Origin of the sequence: Streptomyces sp. NPDC091412 (assembly GCF_044756885.1) — a bacterium.
Lineage (GTDB): Bacteria > Actinomycetota > Actinomycetes > Streptomycetales > Streptomycetaceae > Streptomyces.
Genome location: NZ_JBIVTV010000011.1, coordinates 125,493 through 145,119, shown reverse-complemented (window position 1 = coordinate 145,119; position 19,627 = coordinate 125,493). Strand labels below are relative to the sequence as shown.

The window sequence follows — 19,627 nt, the reverse complement described above, 5'->3', positions numbered from 1 at the left end:
GTCTCCTTTTGGCGGTCCGTACGGTGAGGGGGGGCTGCGGCCGAGCGAGCGGGGTCGGCCGAGGACGAGTGCTGTCGTGTGCGTGCGGCGGCGCGAGCCGCCGGTGCGGCCGGTGCCGGCGGGGCGCGGGCCTCGGCCGGCCGTCAACGTGCCGTGGGCGGCCGCCACCGCCCGGGGCAGCACGAGGGCCGGAGGCCCGACGGTGCGGCTCGCGCCGTCAGTCCATGAGCGTGCTCGGGTCCGTGTTCGGCTTCGGGAGGTTCAGGGCGGCGATCTCCGCGACGCCCCGCGCGTCGATCGGCATCGCCCACCTGTCGACGAAGAACTCCGTCAGATCGCGGCCCGCCGTGCGCGAGGCGTAGGTGCCGAGAGCGCGGTACTGGCGCGCTTCGACCTCCGGCGGGTGGTCGTAGTCCTCCACCGGGGCGTCGTGCTGGTGTTCCGCGCGGACCAGCCGGTGCAGGCGGGGCCAGAAGTCGTCACCGAAGGCGAGTTCCAGCTGCCTCAGGGGGACGAGCTGTTCGTAGGCGCCGAAGTCGTCGACGTAGGAGAGACCGGGGGTGCCGAGCTTGGCCCGGGCTGACTGGAACCAGTTGAGGCCCGTCCTCGCGTCGACCGTGAGGAGGTTCGAGGGGCGGCCCAGAGTGCGCTGTGCCGCCAGCGAGTAGATGTTCACCGTGACTTCGGTGAGGCTGCCGGCCTGGTAGGCGGCCTGCTGGTTGAGGTGGCCCAGTTCGTGGTACAGACCCCAGCCGCGGGTGGTGAGGCCGTCGACCGTGCACAGCCGGTCCATGTAGGCGCGGGGGAAGCCGTTGAAACCGTGCCACGCGTACGCGGTGACGCCCTTGGGGACGGTGCTGACCTCGATGAAGTGGTAGCGGCCCGCCTTGGGCCGGTCGAGGGGCCGGCCGCTGTCGAGGCCGCTGATCCGGTCGTGCGAGTCGATGACGCTGTCGAACAGCGCCATCAGGGCGGCGTGGTCCTCGCCGCGGTACAGCAGCGCACCCTCGCGGGTCAGCGTCAGGATGGCCCGGTCCGTGACGAGTTCGACCCAGGGGACGCCGGTGAGGGTGTCGAGCCGCCGCTGGAACTCGGCCTCGCTCGTCCGGCCGAGCTCGAACACCGCCATCCGCTCGGCGCCGGAGGCGAAGGTGACGGCGGCACGCTGACCGTGGCCGGCGAAACTCAGGTACATGGGGCCGCCGTAGAGGTCCGCGACCTTGTTCAGGCCCGGCCGGAGCCGGAACGTCCGCGGCGCCTTCAGGTCGGTGTTCGTCCGGTAGTCGTCGAAGGTGCCGATGTGCAGAACCGGGAGCACCCCGTGGGCCGACCGCACCCGGACGGTGACGGGCGTGCCCGGCGCAGCGTAGCGCCCGGTGGGGATGAAGTCGCTGGCCCGCAGCGACCGGTCGAGCCGCAGCCGCTCCGTCTCGGCGTCCGGGAACGCCTTGACGAACAGCGTGTCGCCGCTCGCGGCGCCGGGCGACGCGGCGGAGGCGGTCGCGGTTCCGGTGCCGAGGGCGACGGCCGCACCGGCACCTGCCAGTGCGGCGAGCACGGTGCGGCGGCCGGGGCCGGACGGCTCGGCGGGGACATGGAGAGGCTTGTGGGCAGGGCGCATCCAGGGACTCCCATGGAGACGAACGACGTCGGAGCGATGGGCGGGACGAGCGGTGGGGCTGCGCGCCAGCATGTAAGCGGTTGCTACCCGACCGCAAGAGGGTTCGGCGAGTTTCTGTTCGTTACTATGCGGATCGGGCCTCTTGCGAGCAGAATCAAGCACACCTCGTCCGGCGTCAGCTCCGGCGCGGCTTGCCGTTCCCCGAGGGGGTGTTCATCGGCGCCGCCACCGACTCCCGCACGACGATGTGCGTGCCGAGGCGCAGCGTGCCGGTCGTCGGGGCGCGCCAGTCGTCCTCGTCGCCGCCGTTGAGCGCGACCCGCACCGCCTGCCGGCCCATCTCCTCCAGCGGGATCCGCACGGTCGTCAGCCGGGGCCGCAGCTCCTGGGCCACCGGGATGTCGTCGTACCCGACCAGCGACACGTCCTGCGGGATGCGCACCCCGGCCTCTTCCAGAGCCTGCGCCGCACCCGCCGCCACGATGTCGTTCGCGGCGAAAACAGCGGTGAACTGGGGTCCGCCACGCAGCAGTTCGGCCATACGCCGATACCCGAAGGCACGGCTGAAGGCACCGGGCTGTTCCAGCTCCGGATCCCGCGCGATGCCGCGCAGCTCAAGTGCCCGCCGGTGCCCGGCGAGCCGGTCCCGCGCCGTGGAGAGGCCGGGCGGCCCGCCCAGGTAGAGGATCCGCTCATGGCCCTGCCTGATCAGGTGGTCGGTGAGCGCGAAGGCGCCGCCCTCGTTGTCGTACTCGACCCCGACCGTCGGTACGTCGTCGCCGAGCGAGGGCCGTCCGCACAGCACGAGCTTCGAACCGCCCGCGTCCAGCTCCCGGGCCCGGCGCGCCAGTTCGGCCTTGTAGGCGCGGTCCTCGACACTGCCGCCGACCAGCACCACGGCGTCCGCTCGCCGCTCGTGCATCAACTCAATGAAGGCGAGCTCGCGCTGCGGATCGCCCTGGGTGCAGCACACCAGGCAGAGCCGGTCGCCGTCGGTGGCCTCGCGTTCGACGCCGCGCGCGATGTACGCGTAGAACGGATCGATCAGCTCGCTGACGATGATGCCGACGGTGCGGCCGGAGGCGCCGGCCAGCGCTCGGGCATGGGCGTTGACCACATAACCGAGTTCACGCATGGCCGCCTCGACGCGCTCGCGTGTGGCGGCGGAGACCGGATAGTTGCGGTTCATCACGCGGGAGACGGTCGCCGTGGACACCCCGGCGCGCTTCGCGACGTCGACGACCGTCGCGCGGCGCTGCCCGCTCCGGTCGCCCTGTCGTTCGCCGTGCCCATCCGGCCCGGGTGCCGTGGAACTCTGCTGGGACATCCGGCCCACCCCCTGATGGTCGTGCTGGTCTGCCTGTGGTCGGTCCGCCCCAGAGCCTATGGCGTGCGGCGGTGCTTTGGTCACGCGATCCGCTCCAGGTCCTCCAGGAGTACGGCGTGGGCCAGCGGCACCCCGCGCGCGTACCGGGCCAGCTCGTCGACGGCGAGCGCGCCGAGCCTGCCCACCTCGTTGCCCTGGGCGCCCGCCATGTGCGGGGTGATGAAGACGTTGGGCAGGTCCCACAGCGGGTGTCCCGGGGGCAGCGGTTCCGGGTCCGTGACATCGAGCACGGCGTCGATACGGCCGCTGACCAGGTGTTCCGTGAGGGCTTCCGTGTCCACGAGTGGACCGCGGGCGGTGTTCACCAGGAGTGCGCCCGGGCGCATCAGGCCGAGTCGGCGGGCATCGAGCAGATGCTGGGTCTCCGCGGTGTCCGGCGCGTGCAGGGTCACCACATCGCTGGTCGCCACCAGGGTGTCCAGGTCGGTGCGGGTGGCGCCGAGCAGCTCCGCCTCGGCGTCGCCGACGTAGGGGTCGTACAGGAGCACCTCGGCGTCGAGGGTGCGCAGCAGTTCCGCGACGCGACGGCCGATGCGCGAGGCGCCGACCACACCGACGGTGATGCCGCGGGTGCCGAGCCAGTGGTGGCGCTCCAGATCGGCTTCGGTGCGGTGGGTGCGCCGGCTGCGGAAGAGATGGGCGAGCGGGAAGGCCCGCTTGGTACCCAGGATGATCGCGGCGAGTGTGAACTCGGCGACCGGCACGGCGTTGGCCGCGGCCGCCGAGGAGACCGCGATGCCGCGTTCGTAGGCCTCCCGGCTCAGGAACGTCTTCACGGTGCCGGCCGCGTGGATCACCGCGCGCAGCCGGGGCGCCCGGTCGAGCGCGGCCCTGTCGACGGGTGGGCAGCCCCAGCCGGTGAGCAGGACCTCGCACTCGGCGAGGGCCGCCTGCGCCTGCGGGCTGGTGAACTCCCGTACGACACGCGGAGGACGGATGTCCGCGATCTCCTCCAGGCGCGCCCGCACCGCGGGCGGGAAGACGTCGTCCACGACCGAGGAGTCCATCGCGAGGACCGTACGGGGCCGCCGCGGGGGCGGTGTGGCGTCGGTGGCCTTGGCCTCGACCGGCGCCTCGTCAGTGGTACGCACCCTGCCTCCGGACAGTAAACGTGTTCTATGGCGGTACCGAACGCTAGGGAGCACGTTGCTCGACCGTCAAGGTCACAGAGAACGTATGGCGGTCAAGTTGCCCTGGTACAGCCGGAAATGATGAGCTGAAGTGGCCGGTTCGCAGCCCTTCTTTGCTCGGTCAAATCTCCGGATCTATTGACGATGGGGTTAACCGCTTACTAACTTGCCGCCGCAGAACCTCAGTTCCTGCGCCAACCGGCCGAACAGGACCGTTCCATGACTGTCTCCGCACCACCGAACGCCGTCGACCGCGTTCCCCGCAAGACCCTTTGGCAGCGTCTCAAGCGCGACAGAGTGATGCTGCTGCTGTGCCTGCCCGGCCTCCTGTACTTCGTGGTGTTCCACTACGTGCCGCTGTTGGGCTACATGGTGGCCTTCCAGGACTACCAGCCCTACCTGGGCTACATGCACAGCGCCTGGACCGCCTTCACCAACTTCACGACGGCCTTCGCCGACCCCGACTTCTGGTCGGCGACCGGCAACACACTGGAGATCGCGCTCGTCCAGCTCGTCCTGTTCTTCCCCGTGCCGATCGCGCTCGCACTGCTGCTCAACAGCATCGTCAGCGACAAGCTGCGCCGCTTCGTACAGAGCGTGGTCTACCTGCCGCACTTCATCGGCTGGGTCATCATCGTCTCGATCTTCCAGCAGATCCTGGGCGGCGCCGGCGTCGTGCCCGACCTGCTCGCATCCCTCGGTCTGCCCCGCTACGACATGACGACCGACCCGAACGCCTTCCCCTGGCTGCTCGCGCTCCAGGTCATGTGGAAGGACGCCGGCTGGGGCACCATCATCATCCTCGCCGCACTGCTCTCCATCGACCGCGGCCTGTACGAGGCGGCGGCCATGGACGGCGCGGCCAGGTGGCGCCGCTTCTGGCACGTCACCCTGCCCGGTCTGTCACCGGTGCTCGTCCTGCTGCTGATCCTCAACCTCGGCAACATCCTCACCGTCGGCTTCGAGCAGATCCTGCTCCAGCGCGACGCCGTCGGCCCCGACGCCGGTGAAGTCCTCGACACATACGTCTACTTCCACGGCATCAAGGACAACCAGTGGGGCACGGCGGCCGCCGTGGGCCTGGTGAAGGCGGTGATCGGCACCGTCCTCGTCATCGGCGCCAACAAGTTCGCCCACCGGCTCGGACATGAAGGGGTGTACCGCGGTGCTGACCGTTGAGACGTCCGCTGTGAAGACGCGCCGCGGGAGCGCCACCCGCCCCGTGCCCGCGGCGGGAGAACTGCGCCCCTCCGGCGCCCGGCCCCCGTGGATGGAGAAACCCACCCTGCTCGGCCTCGTGCTCAAGGGGCTCGCCCTCGTGATCGTCGTGGGCCTGGTGGCGTACCCGCTGATCGGTGTGATCGGCACGAGCTTCGCCTCGCAGACCGACATCATCAAGTCCAACGGGCTCGTCCTGTGGCCCGACCACCCCAGCCTCGACGCCTATCGCACCGCGTTCACCGGCGGGCGCGTCACCCGCGCCCTGTTCGTGAGCATCGGCGTCACCGCCATCGGCACCGCCTGCAGCCTCCTCGCCACCATCGGCATGGCGTACGGGCTGTCGCGGCGCGGCATCGTCGGCGGCCGGTTCATCCTCATGACCTCCCTGTTCACGATGCTCTTCAACGCGGGCGTCATCCCCAACTTCCTCCTGGTGAAGGAGCTGGGCCTCTACAACACCTTCGCCGCGCTCGTCCTGCCCACCATGGTCAGCGCCTTCAACCTCGTCGTGATGCGGGCCTTCTTCATGAACCTGCCGGAGGAGCTGTACGACGCTGCGAAGGTGGACGGCGCGGGCGACTTCCGGACCCTGATCCGGGTCGTACTGCCGCTGTCCAAGGCGGTCATCGCCGTCGTCGGCCTCTTCTACGCCGTCGCGTACTGGAACGCCTACTTCAACGCCCTGCTCTACCTCGGCGACAACGACAAGTGGCCGCTGCCCATGGTCCTGCGCACTTTCATCCTCCAGGGCCAGAGCCTCGACACCGCGGCAGCCGGCGAGGTGGTCGCCCCGCAGCAGGCCGTGCAGATGGCCGTCCTCGTCATCGCCGTCGTGCCGATCCTGCTCGTCTACCCCTTCCTCCAGCGGTTCTTCACCAAGGGCGTCCTCACCGGCGCCGTCAAGGGCTGACGCGCGCTCCGATCTGCCGCACCCGCACCCCCCACCTCTCCCCGTTTCCCCTCGTATTGAGGAGTCCCCCATGTCCGGCACCACATCCGTCAACCGACGCACCCTGCTCCGCTGGGGTGCGGGCGCCGGTCTCGCCGTCGCCGCGGCGCCGCTGCTCGCCGCGTGCGGCGACGGCGGCACCGCCGCCAAGGCCGAGGCCAAGAACGCCAAGCTGCTGCCGACCACCACCGTGCGCAACATCGGCATCAAGGCCGACCTGCCCGGCACCGCGGCGGGCGTCCCGAACGCCTTCCTGAAGTACCCGCGCGTACTGGCCCGAGCCACCGAAGGCACCCCCCTCAAGGGCGCCAAGAGGATCACCGCGGTCACCGAGACGTTCGCGCCGCTGCCGCCCGGCCGGGGCAAGAACGCCGCCTGGCGGGAGATCGAGAAGCTGCTCGGCACCCAGGTCGACTTCACGGCCGTGCCCGCGGACGACTACCCGGCGAAGTTCTCGACGATGGTCGCCGGTGACCAGTTGCCCGACATCTTCATGTACCCGGAGACGGGAGGTGTCGACAACATGGGCTCGTTCCTCGCCGCCAAGTGCGCCGAGTTGGGCCCCCACCTCTCCGGTGACAAGGTCAAGGACTACCCCAACCTCGCGGCCATCCCCCAGTACGCCTGGCGTGACGCCATCAAGGGCGGCAAGCTCTACGGCGTCCCGATCGCCCGCTCGGGCAGCGCCGGCGCCGGCTTCTACCGGGCCGACCTGTTCCAGCAGGCGGGCGTCACCAGCCTCGACCAGATCGACAGCATCGAGCGGCTCGTCGAGCTCGCCAAGGACCTCACGGACGCCAGGAACAAGCAGTACTTCTTCTCCGGCGGCGGCACCACCCTGCTCGCCATGTCGGCCGGGGCTCAGCACTTCTGGAAGTTCGACCGCGAGTCCGGCAAGTGGACGTACCAGCTGGAGGACGACAAGTACCTGTACGCGGTCGAGACCGCCGCCAAGCTCTACAAGGCGGGCTGCTACTACCCGGGCACCGTGCAGATGTCCGGAGCCCAGAAGGCCCAGTACACGGACCTCTTCAAGAACGGCAAGGCCGCCTACGTCTTCGACGGCATGCCGGCGTACCTGACCACGGCCACCGGCTACGTCGACGCCATGGCGGCCATCGACAAGTCGTTCGACGTGCGGCCCATGGTCCCGGTCGGCAAGGACGCGGTGACCTGGACCGACAACGTCTCGTTGCAGAACTGCTACATCCGCAGGGCGAGCGAGCAGCGGGTCAAGGAACTGCTGCGGCTCGCCGACTTCGCCGCCTCGCCCTTCGGGTCGCTCGAATACACGCTCGTCAACTACGGCGTCGAGAACGTCGACTACCAGCGGGACGAGAACGGCACGCCCGTCCTCACCAAACAGGGCACCCAGGACGTGACCGTGCCGTGGGGCAAGCTCGCCTCCGCGACACCCGCGTTCTTCAGCGCCACGCACCCGGAGGCCGCCCGCTACGTGCACGAGGCGTACTCCGTACTGATCCCGAAGCTCATCGAGGACCCGACCCTCAGCTACTCCTCGCCGACCTGGGACTCCAAGGGGCTCGGCAGCCTCTACACCATCCACCTCGACGGTCTGAAGGACCTGGTCACCGGGCGCAAGCCGCTGTCCGCGTACGACTCGATCGTCAAGCAGTGGCGCAACGCCGGGGGCGACAAGTGCCGCGCCGAGTTCGAGCAGGCCTCGCAGAAGGGGAAGAAGTGACCACCAGCCGACGCGCGTTCCTCACGAAGGCGGCGGTCGCCGCCGCGATCACCGTACCGGTCCTGGGCTCGCCCGCCGGCGCCGCGGGGTTCGACCCGCGCCCCGGCTCCGACGGGGTCGGCGACCCGCTGTTCCCGACCCTCGGCAACGGCGGCTACCAGGTCGTCCACTACGACCTGACCTTCGACTTCACACCGGTGACGTACGACTTCACGGCTGTGGTGAAGCTGAACGCGCGGGCCACGCAGGACCTTTCGGCGTTCAACCTGGACACCGACGGCCACACCATCGACTCGATCACGGTCAACGGCCGCGCCGCGTCCTGCGCCCTGTCCCTGGGCCAGTCCGGCCAGGAGCTGACCGTCACCCCGGAGGCGCCGCTCCACAAGGGCGCCCCGTTCGACGTCACCGTCGCCTACCGCGGCAACGGCAAGGCGCCGCGGGCGGGACTGACCGGCTGGAGGTTCGGCTCGGACGGCGGCTTCGCCTCCGCCGTGCAGTCGTCACGGGCCGACACGTTCCTGCCGTGCAACGACACGCCGTCCGACAAGGCCACCTGGACCTTCCACATCTCCGCGCCCGAAGGCTATGTCGCCACTGCCAACGGCGAGTTGACCGGCAAGGACAAGCGAGCCGACGGCTCGACCGTCTGGCACTTCGCGCTGCGCGAGCGCATGCCGACGGAACTGCTCGGCATCGCCGTCGTCAACGGCACCTATCTGTACGGAACTTCGCACACCGGGCTGCCGCTGCGACACATCGTCCCGCGGGGCCAGGAGGACAAGTACGCCCCGATCGTCGCGCGAACTCCCGACCATCTCGCCTGGCTGGAAGCGAAGTTCGGCCGCTACCCGTTCTCCGTGTACGGCCTCCACATCTACGACGGGTACACCGACGCCCTCGAGAACACGACGCTCACCCTGATGGGCACCAACTGGTTCAAGCCCAGGGCCGACGGAAACCCGACGTACGAGAACACCATGGTGCACGAGCTGACCCACCAGTGGTTCGGCGACAGCGTCACGCCGAACGACTGGCAGCAGGCATGGCTCAACGAGGGCCCCGCCGTGTACTACTCCGCGCTCTACAGCGAGGAGCGCGGCTGGTCCGTCATGGCCGACAAGATGAAGGCGACGTACGCCGAGCTCGACGCGATCCGCGCGACCGACGGGCCGCCCGGGCTGCCCAAGGCCCTCGGCGGCACCAACATCTACGACGGCGGCGCGCTGGTGCTCTACGCGCTCCAACTCCACACGGGACAGCGCACGTTCGATCGGATCATGAGTCTGTGGCCGCGCCGCTTCAAGGACCGCACGGTCACCAGCGAGGACTTCATCGCCCACGCCGTCAGCGTGGCGGGCGACCGCTCACTGGACCCGTTCCTGCGGGACTGGCTGTTCGGCGCGAAGAACCCGCCGATGCCGGGCCACCCGGACTGGACTGCCACGGCTTGATCAGGGGCGGCCGGACCACGGTCGGCCGCACACATCAGCCCTTGAGCCGCACCCCCATTCCCCGGCCCGCCCCGAGCGGCGGGCCGTTCGAGCGGAAGGTCATCGCATGAGACCGCGCACCCGCACAACTCGCACCGCCGGATCCGCGTTCCTCGTCGGCGCGGCGCTGCTCCTCAGCCCGCTGCCCGCCGCCGAGGCGGCCTCGGCCCCCAAGGTCCTTTACGCCGCGCCGCACGGCTCCGGGTCCCACTGCACCCTCGGGCGTCCCTGCTCCCTGGAGGGCGCGCGGGACGCCGCCCGAGCCGTCACCGGACGCGACGTGCGCGTCGAACTCATCGACGGAACATACGAGTTGAGCACCCCATTGAAGCTCGGCGCGGAGGACTCCGGAGTCACCTGGGCCGCGGCCCGAGGCGCACGGCCCGTGCTCTCCGGCGGCCGGGCCCTGACCGGCTGGACCGTGAACGGCGACGGAACCTGGACCGCCAAGGTGCCCGAGGGCGTCACCCCGCGCCAGCTGTTCGTCGACGGACAACGGGCCGTGCGCGCCCGGGGCGGGCCCTGCGCCGCCGCCGTGTGCGACGCCACCAAGACCGGCATGACCGGCGCCGAGAAGACCGGCATCGCCGACTGGACCCGCCCCACCGACGCCGAGGCCGTCATCAGCGTCCGCTGGCGCAACTACCATTGCCGGATCGCCGCCGTCACCGGCGACGTCATGACCTTCGCCCAGCCTTGCTGGACCAACTCGGCCTCCGGGACCGACCGCACAGGGCCCGCCTGGGACACGACGACCGTCGACTCGTCCCGCTACTCCAAGGTCGCCTTCTTCGAAAATGCCCGCGAACTCCTCGACAAACCAGGCGAGTTCGTCTGGGAGTCGGCCGCACGCACCGTCACGTACCTGCCCCGCGAGGGCGAGAACCCGCGCCGTTCCAAGGCCGTCACCCCGGCCTCGGAAGGGCTGCTCGTGCTCGACGGCGCCCACGACGTCCGCGTCACCGGAATCGGCTTCGCCTACGCCGCCTACCAGCAGCCGAACACGGACGAGGGCTACGCGGGCACGCAGGCCGGCCTGACCCTGACCGGCGCCACCGGCCCCGTCGACCACGCGGGCCGCTACTACACCAAGCCTGCCGCCGCCCTCACCGTCCGCGGCGGCCGCCACGTGGTGGTCGACCACAGCACCTTCACCCACCTCGGCGGCGCGGGCGCGATCTTCGAACAGGGCACCCAGGACTCCACGCTCACCCGTTGCCGCTTCACCGACCTCTCCTCCGGCGCCGCGTACATCGGCGACACGGAACCCATGCCGGCCCCCGAACTCGTAGGAGCCCGCAATACGGTCTCGTACAACACCATCCGCCATACGGGTGTGGAATACACGGACGCCGTCGGCATCTGGGCGGGCTACGAGGCCGGAACCGTCATCGACCACAACACCCTCGACGACCTGCCGTACTCCGGCATCTCCGTCGGCTGGGGCTGGGACCAGCCCGAGGCCCGGCAGTCCGTGCTCCGCGACAACCGCATCACGAACAACCGGATCACCGACGTCATGCGGGTCGAGCACGAGCAGCACGACGGCGCCGCCATCTACACCCAGGGCGCCCAGCCCGGCACCGTGATCTCCGGCAACTACATCAACCGCAGCGCGTACGGGAACACCGAACGCGACGGCAACGGCATCTACCTCGACGAACAGTCCAGCCACATCGCCGTCACCCACAACGTCATCACGCGCATCGGCTACAAGTGGGTCTCCAACTGGGCCGACTACGGCATCGACAACCACGCCACCGGCAACTGGACCGACACCGATGCCCCGGCCCTCGCGGGCACCGGCTCGACCATGGCCGGCAACCACACGAAGCTGGACCGGCTCCCGGTCGAGGCCGTCGAGGTCGCCGCAGCCGCCGGCGCGAACGGCCGCGGCAGCGTCGAACAGCTCCGTCCCGACCTGGCCCGCACCGGCACCGTGAGCCAGTCCTCCACGGACGGCACGGCCACGGCGGCCAACGCCATCGACGGCGACACCTCCACCGACACCCGCACCCTCTCCGAGGCGGGCGCCTGGTGGCAGGTGGACCTCGGTGCCGCCCACCACGTCGGACAGGTCGAGGTCTGGAACGACACCTCCATGACGACCGCGGACTTCGACGTGCAGCTCGCCGCCTCGGCCGACTTCTCCGACGCCACCACCGCGCACGTCACCGGCAAGGCACTGCGCCCCACCCTCCTCGACACCGACACCGAGGCCCGCTACATCCGCATCCGGGTCACCGGCACCGGGCGGGTGGCCCTCGCCCACGTACTGGTGCACCCGTAGCCCGGAGCACCGGAGGGCGCGCCGCGGACCAGTCAGCGGGTCCGCGGCCGCCCCGTGCTTCGCCATGCCTCTGCGGGCCGCACCAACATCACGTAAGAGAAAGGCGGTTATGCCATGACCGACGCCCCCCGCGACCTGCGCCTCGGCGTCATCGGTTACGGACTGCGCGGCTCCCTCGCGCGCACCGCGCACCGGCCGGGAGCCGGCTCCCGGGTCACCGCCCTCGCGGACCACGACGCCGCCGCGCGGGAGGAGGCGGCCCTGGCGTTCCCCGGCGCGGTGATGTCCAACGACCACAAGAAGGTGATCGAGGACCCGGACGTCGACGCGATCCTCGTCCTCACCCCCGACCACACGCACGCCGACATCGCCCGAGAGGCGCTCGAGGCGGGCAAACCGGTCTTCGTCGAGAAGCCGCTCGACATCGCGATCGAGCGCTGCGACGAGCTCCTGCGCACCGCCTACGAGACCGGCGTCCGCCTCTACGTCGGCCACAACATGCGCCACATGCCCGTCGTCCGGCTGATGCGCGACATCATCGCGCGCGGCGAGATCGGCGAGGTCAAGACCGTGTGGGTGCGGCACTTCGTCGGCTACGGCGGCGACTGGTACTTCAAGGACTGGCACGCTGAACGGCAGTACACCACCGGTCTGTTGCTGCAGAAGGCCGCCCACGACATCGACGTGCTGCACTGGCTCGCGAGCGGCTACACCCGGCAGGTCCAGGCCCTCGGAGACCTCATGGTCTACGGCGACAATCCGCACCGGCGCGCACCCGGCGAGCCCAAGCACGAGGACTGGTACACGAAGGACGGTCACTGGCCGCCGCACACGCAACGGGCTCTCAACCCCGTCATCGACGTCGAGGACGTGTCGCTCGTGAACATGCGCTTCGACAACGGGGTGCTCGCGGCCTACCAGCAGTGCCACTTCACGCCGGACTACTGGCGCAACTACACCGTCATCGGGGACGCGGGCCGGCTGGAGAACTTCGGAGACGGGCCCGGGGGAGTGGTCAGGGTGTGGAACTCCCGCCGCTCCACCCACCGGGCCGAGGCCGATGCCGAGTACGCCGTCCCGGACGCCGTGGACAACGCCGGACACGGCGGCGCCGACCCGCTCCTGATCGACGAGTTCGTGCGGTTCGCGCGCGAGGGCGGCGTCACGGACACCTCGCCGGTCGCCGCGCGCATGGCCGTCGCGGCCGGCGTGCGGGCCACCGAGTCGCTGCGCGCCGGTGGAACGCCCCGCGAGATCCCGGAGCTCGCCCCCGAGCTGATCGCGTACTTCGAGCGCGGGCAGACCCGTCCGGCGCAGGCCTGAAGGAAAGGTGCGGCGACGCCAAGTGCGCGCCCTTGATCACGGTCTCCTGCCGCCGGGCGATGTCTACGTCGTGTACCTCGAACTGGTCGCCGTGCCCCTTCTCGCGGTGATCTTCCTGGGGTCCTGGGCCGTGGGCGAAGCCGGCCCGGTCGAGAAGTTCTTCAGCGCTTGATGGCCGGCACCCGGTCCAGGCCGGTCTCGCGCGTGATCCGCTCCACGGTCTCGCTGAGGGTGCTGCTGGAGTCGATGAGGGTCACGGTCCCGCTGCGCAGCAGGTCCCGCTCGCGGTACCCATCACGCAGGTGCTGGTCGGTGACCTGGACCAGGTATGCCGGGTCCGGCTTCGTTGCATGCCGAACAAGCGTCTCCTGGAGCGGCACGTCCAGGTAGTAGCAGCGAGAGGTGCCCCGGTGGTCGCGAACGAGGTCCTCAAGCATCGCGCCGCAACGGTCGGCATACAGGATTCCCTCGACGACCGTGTGGAATCCGGCGTCCAGCGCGTAGCGAGCTGTCATGCCGATCAGGCCGATGTTGGCCGCGCCGGGCCGGTCCCGTTCGCGCAGCACGACGCGGCGCAGGGTGCATGCCCACCGAGATCGGCAGGCCAGTGCGGTCACGTGGCTTGCTGCGGGCCGGATCCAGCAGGCAGAGAGCGGTGACCTTCTGGTGGAAACCCCTGAGCGTCAGCGCCCGGTCTCGTCGCGGCGGCAGTACAGGTAGAGGTGGGGCTCGGGCCCGGCGCCGGGGTGGTCCGGGGTGAAGACGATGCTGTGCCGGGACAGCACCGTCAGCCCCGCCGCCTCCACCATGCCGGTGACGTCCTCCTCCGCGAAACTCGTCGCGCGGACCGGCCGGCCCATGAAGACCACCTCGACGTCCTCCACGTCCGCCGGCACGGTGGCCAGCACCAGATGCCCGCCGGGCCTCAGGACCAGGGCCAGCCGCCGGATCAGGGCCGACTGTTCGGCGCGGGTCATCTGCAGCAGCGAGAAGAACACACACACGCCGTCGAACGAGTCCGCCTCGATCGGGAGATCACGGATGTCGCCGCACCGGAACTCGGCCTCGGGGACCTGACGGGCGGCGAGTTCGACCATGACGGGAGAGACATCGACGCCCAGCACCGAGTGCCCTGCCGCGATGAGCGCGGCCGCGGTGGGACGCCCGGTGCCGCTGCCCACGTCCAGTGTCCGCGCAGCGGACGGCAGCCGCTCGATCAGCCACTCCAGCGCGGACAGGTGCGCGGGGGCATGGGCGAACGCCTTCTCGTAGGCGGGGCCCAGCGCGTCGAACAGCACAGCGGCAGACGGCCGTTGGTCTTCGTGCCTCACGTCGGTGTCCCTTCGCTCGCCGGCCTGCATCGTCGCACCCGCCCAATGCGTGCCACAACAGCAGCCCAATGCGTGCCACAACAGCAGCCCAGTGCGAGACGCGGCTGGACCGGGCAGCGGAGCCGGGCCGTGATCAACGGCTTGGCGTTGACCGCGATACCGGTCTCGTGCTGGGCAAGGTCCCCCGGACGATTGCGACGCCGGTTGAAGGTAGTGCTCTGGCAGGCAGCAGTCGCTTCGGCAGACCGAGATCGGAGCGGACCTCGTCACGATCACGGCCGACTGGATCAAGAGCCGGTTACAAGGCTCCCGCGTCAGCAGCCAACGATCGTTATCCGCGCTGAAACGATCGTTTGTACGACGGGCATCGTCCGCATAGGCTGCACGCCACACCACAACTGATGAGAACCGGGAGAGCATCGGTGAAGCCCATGTCATCCCTCCCCGAGACGCTTCAGCGATTAGACGCGCTCATCGAAGATCAGCAGCTGAGCCGTGCGGCACTCCTCGACCCGCGCCGGCCGGCAGAGAAGACGGCTCTGCCGGAAAGCACCGTCCGCACGCTCCTCGCCGGCGGAACACCACCCCAAGAAGAGGTGGATGAACGGGTCTGCGCACGTGGGAGAACTCTCGCCGACGCCCACCTGGCCAGGACCGGGGGACGAAAGCCCGAGCTGGTCGCCGCCGTGCACCGGCGGTGCGGCATCTCCGGGGCCCGGGCCCGACAGATCATCGACGGCAAGAAGGTTCCCTCCGTCGAACTCCGCCACGGCCTGGTGAAGTTCTTCGACCTCAGGGACGCGAGAGAAGCGTTCTTCACCGACGAGGCCCCCGGCGCCCTCAACCGGGCACTCCTGCCGACCCTGGCCAAGTACGAACACCCCGAACACGACCCCGTCCAGGCCCTGCTGAAGAAGTACGGCGTCGTCGCCACAGACATGCGCCACCACGGAAGCCCGACCGCCGAGCAGCCCGAGACGCTCCTCGCCGGCGTCATCAAGTCCGTCATGCCCCCACAGGAGGACAACGGCCGATGAGTACCCGCGCCATGAAGTCTCTGCTCACCGCCCTCGGCAGGGAAGCCTCCAAGGCCATCCAGCGGCCGGACGAACCGAGGGCCGTCATGAACGCGTTCTGCCAGGCCATGAGCGCGCGCACGGGCCGCCCCATCCAACTGGCCTTCCGTGCGTTCCCCGCAGACCTGCCCGTCCCGGTCTCCGGCATGAGGATCGACTTCGGTGAGCGCTCCGTCATCGTGGTCGAGCAGAGCATGCACCCCGAGGCCCAGCTCGTCATCCTCGGGCACGAGCTGTGGCACGAGGAGAACGGCGACTGCGGCCACCACGTCGCCGGCATGAACGCGGCGGCCCGCGCCACCACCAGCGAGGCGCCCGAAGCCGTGCAGCGAGCGGTCGAGCAGATCCTCACCACGGAGGAAGTCCCACGGGATGCCCTCCTGACCGTCGCAGCCCGATCCGACTCGGTCGACAGCCACGAAGTGGACGCCGAGACCTTCGGCCTGCTCTTCGGCCGTGAGGTCCGCACGTGGGTGACCGGCCGGTACGCGGAGAGCCCGGTCAGCGCGACCACCGTGGAGGGCCGCCTGAACCTGTCGCTGCTGAACCGGGGTGGACGCCTTCTCTGATGAGCCCTCACTTCCACGTCCCGTACCTTCTCCCCACCGTTCTGCTCGCCATCGCGCTCGCCTTCAAGGCCCCGACCTTCTTCCGGGCCTGGCGCGACCCCGACGTCAGGGCAACCACCCTGCTCCTGACCTGGGCCACGGCCGTGCTCATCGTGATCACCCCGATCAACATTCACCGGCTCAACGTGCTGACCGGCGTCCCGAACATCGCGGCGCCATGGGCGTACTCGTTCCTCACCGCGTTCAACGCGACCGGCCTGACCATGATCATCCGGTGGCGCGAAGCACCCTCCGAAGGCCGGCGGCGGCGGATGATCCGCATCTACTGGATCTACGCGGCCGTCGGCGTCGGCCTCTGGGCGACGTTCCTCCTGGCCGACGCCCCCGAACCCCGTATCTACGACCTCGACACCTACTACGCCGGCACGCCATGGATGCGCGAGCACATCCTGCTGTACCTGCTCGCGCACATGGTGTCGTCCCTGGTCGCCACCTACATGCTGTGGCGATGGCTGCCCGAAGTCACCAACCGGTGGCTGAAGACCGGCGTGATCTTCCTACAGCTCGGGTTCGCCTCCGGGCTGCTCTTCGACGTCACCAAGCTGATCGCGGTGGGCGCCCGCTGGTTCGGCGTCGACCTCGACGTTCTCAGCACCAAGGCCGCGCCCCCCTTCGCGCTGATCGAGGCCATCCTGGTCGCCCTCGGGTTCATCGCCCCGCAGGCCGGGCCTGTCCTGCAACGGTGGAGCCGGGACCAGCGTGACTACTGGCGGCTTCGGTCCCTGTGGCGCGTGGTCCGCGTCGTCAAACCCGCCGCGGTCGCCGTCCGGCTCCGCTTCTGGGCCCCGCTCGATCTGCGGCTGATGCAGCGCCGGCAGCGCATCCATGACGCGCTGCGCCTGCTCGCCCCCTACCTCGACCAGGTCCTCTACCGGCAGGCGTACGAGGCGGCCGCGGCCGCCCACCGCGCCGACGAGGCCCACGGGATCGCCGGGGCCGTCGCCATCCAGGCCGCGACCGACGCGTACCGCAACGAGACCCCCACCAGCAGCGGCCAACCCCCGCAGGCCGCAACCGACATCGCCGACCACATCGACGCCGTCTCCCGGGCCCTGTACCGCCCCCGCCTCATCGGCAGCATCCGCCAGCGGGTGACCAGCACAGAGAGCGTGACCGCACATGCCTGACACAGCCACCGGCAGACCTACCGCCATCGTCATCGGCGCCAGCGCCGCGGGTCTTTTCGCCGCCGCGGCCCTCACCGAACACGCCGACGTCACCCTCCTCGAGCGGGACACCCTGCCCGAAGGCCCCGAGCCCCGCCGCGGCGTTCCTCAAGCCCGGCATGCTCACCTGGTGTGGAGCGGCGGCGTACGCGCTTTCAACGACCTCGTGCCCGGCGTCGTGGACAGCGTCGTCGCCGAGGGCGGCCGCCTGGTCCACATCATGGGCGACATGGTCTCCCGAGCCCCCAACGAGGTGTGGTTCCGCCGTTTCACGTCGACGCACCACCGCAACCTCGTCAGCTCCCGCGACCTTCTCGACGCCGTGCTGCGCCGGCACGTCCTCGCCGACGAGCGGATCACCCTCCGTCAGGACACCACCGCGCTCGCCCTCGTGGGCGACGCCGACCGCGTCACCGGCGTCCAGGTCCGTACGGGCGACGACACGTCCGTCCTCACCGCCGACCTCGTCATCGACGCCTCCGGCCGCGGGTCCCGCGCCCCCCAGTGGCTCGAAGACCTCGGCCTGCCCCGCGTCACCGAGCGAGAAGTCAACGCCGGAGTCGCCTACGCCACCCGCATCTACCGCGCTCCGGGCACCACCGCCGACACGGACTTCCCCCTCGTCAACGTCCAGGCGAACCCGGCGAAGGCTCCCGGCCAGGGCGGAATCATCCTGCCCGTGGAGGGCGGCCGTTGGGTTGTCACGCTCTCCGGCACTCGCGGCGGCGAGCCCACCAGCGACCCGGATGCGTTCGTCGACTTCGCGCTCGGCCTGGGCGACCCTGTCATCGGGGAGCTGCTCAAGACCGCCGAGCCGCTTGGCGACGTCGCCACCACACGCAGCACCGCCAACCACCGCCGCTACTACGAGAAACTCGCTCACTGGCCCGACGGGTTCACCGTCCTCGGCGACGCCATCGCCGGATACAACCCCGTCTATGGCCACGGCCTCACCGTCGCCGCTCAGGGCGCCCTCTCCGTCCGCGACGTCCTGCGCACCACCCCGGTCACGGCTTCTGGGCTCGCGCGCCGCCTCCAGCGTGTCGCGGCCCGGCCCGTCGCCGCCGCCTGGGACCTGGCCGTCGGCCAAGACGCGTTCTACCCCGGCGCCAGCGCCACCCCGCCCACCGCCGTGGAGCGCTACCTCGCTGCGTTCGTCGACCGGGCAGTGGCCACCGGCGCCCGCAACCGACGCGCGCTCGGCGCCCTCCTGGACGTCATGAGCATGGAGAAACCGGCAACCCGCCTGTTCTCCCCGGACATGCTCGTCCCGATGCTGCTCGGACCGAAGCGGCCGCTCCTGTCCAAGCCGCCCCTCACCGACGACGAGCGGTCCGCCGCCAACCCCTGACCGAGATCAATTTCGCCCAATTGGGCGAGCCACTGGGCCCCGTACGAGTGACGTACGGGGCCCTCCCGTTCCTTCAGCCGGGCACGGTGACCCGCACCATCGTGATGTGCAACCAGAAGGGCGGCGTCGGCAAGAGGACGACGATCACGAACCTCGCCGGAACGCTCGCCGCGTACGGGCAGCCCATGCATGTACGCCGGCGCCGACTCCCGCGGCTCACTCCGTGCGAGCCGGTGAACTGACCTGCAGTGCAGCGCGGCGAGTCCGCTTGGCCACCGGCGGCCATGTTGCTTGCCTCCGCGATCGGGATGACGCAGACGGGTTTCGTGAGGGTGCGGGCCGTGCTGTTGTGGGTGGTGTGTGCAGGGGGTGCGGGGGCTTGGGTCACACTGCCCGGCTGAGGTCTCTGTCGAATTCGTGGTGGCTGGGTGAGCCGATGTTGTCGTTGGTGGTGGTCCATCTGTGGCTGAAGGCGACGGGGATGTCGAGGGCGAGGAAGTTCTTGCCGTCCGCTGTGTGGGCGCGTAGGTGGAGTCGGTGTCTGGCGACGGGCACGGTCTGGGGGATGTGGAGGTTCCAGGTCTGTTTCCACGGTCCGGCGGGTGGTTGGGCGTCCCCCGACAGGCTGGTGCCCATGCTTGTCAGCAGGTCGGGCAGCTTGTAGCTTTTGTCCAGTATTTTCATGGGGCCGATCTTCATGATGACCCGGCAGGTGACCTGGGTCAGGTCGACCGTCTCTTTGAGGTGGCACTCCATGTCCCAGCGGACTTGGTGTCCGAGGCGTGGCAGTGCCGGGGTGCATGTGATGTCGAGGATGTCCATGACGTAGCTGTCGTCGCTCGAGTCCTCCACCAGGCGGTTGTTCATAGGAGTCACCCCGTGGTGTCTTGGGTGCGGAATGTGCCCTGTGGTCGCGTTGCTTGCCGCTTTGCCCTGGCGTGATGTGCTTGGCTTT

The 19,627-nt window shown here is 69.9% G+C and carries 17 protein-coding genes and 1 pseudogene; 12 read left to right on the top strand and 6 right to left on the bottom strand.

Annotated elements, in window-relative coordinates; translation table 11 throughout:
• Positions 1–217: 217 nt before the first annotated feature.
• The 3 genes from ACIQMV_RS25125 to ACIQMV_RS25115 form a co-directional block, all read right to left on the bottom strand.
• Positions 218–1,621 carry a M60 family metallopeptidase gene (locus tag ACIQMV_RS25125; RefSeq protein ID WP_402595709.1) on the bottom strand — a complete coding sequence of 468 codons (1,404 nt, stop codon included), beginning with the start codon at positions 1,619–1,621 and terminating at the stop codon, positions 218–220.
• Positions 1,622–1,796: 175 nt separating this feature from the next.
• Entirely contained in the window at positions 1,797–2,957 is a 1,161-nt protein-coding gene (locus ACIQMV_RS25120) for a LacI family DNA-binding transcriptional regulator (RefSeq protein WP_402595707.1), read from the bottom strand.
• A gap of 71 nt (positions 2,958–3,028) precedes the next feature.
• Positions 3,029–4,099, bottom strand: a complete 1,071-nt coding sequence (locus ACIQMV_RS25115) for a hydroxyacid dehydrogenase (RefSeq protein WP_402595705.1) — start codon at positions 4,097–4,099, stop codon at positions 3,029–3,031.
• A 258-nt stretch (positions 4,100–4,357) separates the two neighbouring features.
• Between ACIQMV_RS25115 and ACIQMV_RS25110 the strand changes: the two genes are divergently transcribed.
• From ACIQMV_RS25110 to ACIQMV_RS25080, 7 genes are all read left to right on the top strand, one after another.
• The gene (locus ACIQMV_RS25110; RefSeq protein ID WP_402595703.1) at positions 4,358–5,317 is read left to right on the top strand and encodes an ABC transporter permease; all 960 of its coding nucleotides are present in this window, start codon (positions 4,358–4,360) and stop codon (positions 5,315–5,317) included.
• Between the two features lie 91 nt (positions 5,318–5,408).
• Positions 5,409–6,269 carry a carbohydrate ABC transporter permease gene (locus ACIQMV_RS25105; RefSeq protein ID WP_141367939.1) on the top strand — a complete coding sequence of 287 codons (861 nt, stop codon included), beginning with the start codon at positions 5,409–5,411 and terminating at the stop codon, positions 6,267–6,269.
• Between the two features lie 70 nt (positions 6,270–6,339).
• Positions 6,340–8,013 (top strand): hypothetical protein, encoded by a 1,674-nt coding sequence (locus tag ACIQMV_RS25100; protein WP_402595702.1) that lies wholly within the window; start codon positions 6,340–6,342, stop codon positions 8,011–8,013.
• A complete protein-coding gene (locus ACIQMV_RS25095) occupies positions 8,010–9,467 on the top strand; it encodes a M1 family metallopeptidase (protein ID WP_402595700.1) in 1,458 nt (485 codons plus the stop codon). The genes ACIQMV_RS25100 and ACIQMV_RS25095 overlap by 4 nt, the downstream gene beginning before the upstream one ends.
• Before the next feature lie 106 nt (positions 9,468–9,573).
• Positions 9,574–11,796 carry a right-handed parallel beta-helix repeat-containing protein gene (locus ACIQMV_RS25090; RefSeq protein ID WP_402595698.1) on the top strand — a complete coding sequence of 741 codons (2,223 nt, stop codon included), beginning with the start codon at positions 9,574–9,576 and terminating at the stop codon, positions 11,794–11,796.
• A gap of 114 nt (positions 11,797–11,910) precedes the next feature.
• The gene (locus tag ACIQMV_RS25085) at positions 11,911–13,119 is read left to right on the top strand and encodes a Gfo/Idh/MocA family protein (protein ID WP_402595697.1); all 1,209 of its coding nucleotides are present in this window, start codon (positions 11,911–11,913) and stop codon (positions 13,117–13,119) included.
• A 22-nt stretch (positions 13,120–13,141) separates the two neighbouring features.
• The gene (locus ACIQMV_RS25080; protein ID WP_402595695.1) at positions 13,142–13,291 is read left to right on the top strand and encodes a hypothetical protein; all 150 of its coding nucleotides are present in this window, start codon (positions 13,142–13,144) and stop codon (positions 13,289–13,291) included.
• Here ACIQMV_RS25080 and ACIQMV_RS25075 read toward each other — a convergent pair.
• Together ACIQMV_RS25075 and ACIQMV_RS25070 are read right to left on the bottom strand one after the other, a co-directional pair.
• Positions 13,281–13,697, bottom strand: a pseudogene (locus ACIQMV_RS25075) (kinase); the annotation flags it as partial. The gene ACIQMV_RS25080 and the pseudogene ACIQMV_RS25075 overlap by 11 nt on opposite strands.
• 105 nt (positions 13,698–13,802) lie before the next feature.
• Positions 13,803–14,480, bottom strand: a complete 678-nt coding sequence (locus ACIQMV_RS25070; protein WP_402595694.1) for a class I SAM-dependent methyltransferase — start codon at positions 14,478–14,480, stop codon at positions 13,803–13,805.
• Positions 14,481–14,881: 401 nt separating this feature from the next.
• On the opposite strand from ACIQMV_RS25070, the gene ACIQMV_RS25065 reads away from it, so the two are divergent.
• Genes ACIQMV_RS25065 through ACIQMV_RS25045 form a run of 5 tightly spaced genes read left to right on the top strand, consistent with a single transcriptional unit; the run spans position 14,882 to position 18,914 of the window.
• Positions 14,882–15,487 carry a hypothetical protein gene (locus ACIQMV_RS25065; protein WP_402595692.1) on the top strand — a complete coding sequence of 202 codons (606 nt, stop codon included), beginning with the start codon at positions 14,882–14,884 and terminating at the stop codon, positions 15,485–15,487.
• The gene (locus tag ACIQMV_RS25060; RefSeq protein WP_402595691.1) at positions 15,484–16,095 is read left to right on the top strand and encodes a toxin; all 612 of its coding nucleotides are present in this window, start codon (positions 15,484–15,486) and stop codon (positions 16,093–16,095) included. The genes ACIQMV_RS25065 and ACIQMV_RS25060 overlap by 4 nt, the downstream gene beginning before the upstream one ends.
• Positions 16,095–17,282 (top strand): MAB_1171c family putative transporter, encoded by a 1,188-nt coding sequence (locus ACIQMV_RS25055; protein ID WP_402595689.1) that lies wholly within the window; start codon positions 16,095–16,097, stop codon positions 17,280–17,282. Before ACIQMV_RS25060 ends, ACIQMV_RS25055 begins: the two co-directional genes overlap by 1 nt.
• A complete protein-coding gene (locus tag ACIQMV_RS25050) occupies positions 17,275–18,672 on the top strand; it encodes an NAD(P)/FAD-dependent oxidoreductase (RefSeq protein WP_402595687.1) in 1,398 nt (465 codons plus the stop codon). Before ACIQMV_RS25055 ends, ACIQMV_RS25050 begins: the two co-directional genes overlap by 8 nt.
• A 20-nt stretch (positions 18,673–18,692) precedes the next feature.
• A complete protein-coding gene (locus ACIQMV_RS25045) occupies positions 18,693–18,914 on the top strand; it encodes a ParA family protein (protein WP_402595685.1) in 222 nt (73 codons plus the stop codon).
• 142 nt (positions 18,915–19,056) lie between these two features.
• Here the strand turns inward: ACIQMV_RS25045 and ACIQMV_RS25040 are convergent, their stop codons facing one another.
• Positions 19,057–19,539 (bottom strand): hypothetical protein, encoded by a 483-nt coding sequence (locus ACIQMV_RS25040; protein WP_402595684.1) that lies wholly within the window; start codon positions 19,537–19,539, stop codon positions 19,057–19,059.
• Between the last annotated feature and the right edge of the window lie 88 nt (positions 19,540–19,627).

Excerpts from the sequence above, each read along its gene's own strand:
- ACIQMV_RS25070 (WP_402595694.1), bottom strand. The coding sequence starts at position 14,480 with ATGCAGGCCGGCGAGCGAAGGGACACCGACGTGAGGCACGAAGACCAA.
- ACIQMV_RS25125 (WP_402595709.1), bottom strand. The coding sequence starts at position 1,621 with ATGCGCCCTGCCCACAAGCCTCTCCATGTCCCCGCCGAGCCGTCCGGC.
- ACIQMV_RS25085 (WP_402595697.1), top strand. The coding sequence starts at position 11,911 with ATGACCGACGCCCCCCGCGACCTGCGCCTCGGCGTCATCGGTTACGGA.
- ACIQMV_RS25100 (WP_402595702.1), top strand. The coding sequence starts at position 6,340 with ATGTCCGGCACCACATCCGTCAACCGACGCACCCTGCTCCGCTGGGGT.
- ACIQMV_RS25060 (WP_402595691.1), top strand. The coding sequence starts at position 15,484 with ATGAGTACCCGCGCCATGAAGTCTCTGCTCACCGCCCTCGGCAGGGAA.
- ACIQMV_RS25055 (WP_402595689.1), top strand. The coding sequence starts at position 16,095 with ATGAGCCCTCACTTCCACGTCCCGTACCTTCTCCCCACCGTTCTGCTC.
- ACIQMV_RS25090 (WP_402595698.1), top strand. The coding sequence starts at position 9,574 with ATGAGACCGCGCACCCGCACAACTCGCACCGCCGGATCCGCGTTCCTC.
- ACIQMV_RS25050 (WP_402595687.1), top strand. The coding sequence starts at position 17,275 with ATGCCTGACACAGCCACCGGCAGACCTACCGCCATCGTCATCGGCGCC.
- ACIQMV_RS25110 (WP_402595703.1), top strand. The coding sequence starts at position 4,358 with ATGACTGTCTCCGCACCACCGAACGCCGTCGACCGCGTTCCCCGCAAG.
- ACIQMV_RS25065 (WP_402595692.1), top strand. The coding sequence starts at position 14,882 with ATGTCATCCCTCCCCGAGACGCTTCAGCGATTAGACGCGCTCATCGAA.
- ACIQMV_RS25105 (WP_141367939.1), top strand. The coding sequence starts at position 5,409 with ATGGAGAAACCCACCCTGCTCGGCCTCGTGCTCAAGGGGCTCGCCCTC.
- ACIQMV_RS25040 (WP_402595684.1), bottom strand. The coding sequence starts at position 19,539 with ATGAACAACCGCCTGGTGGAGGACTCGAGCGACGACAGCTACGTCATG.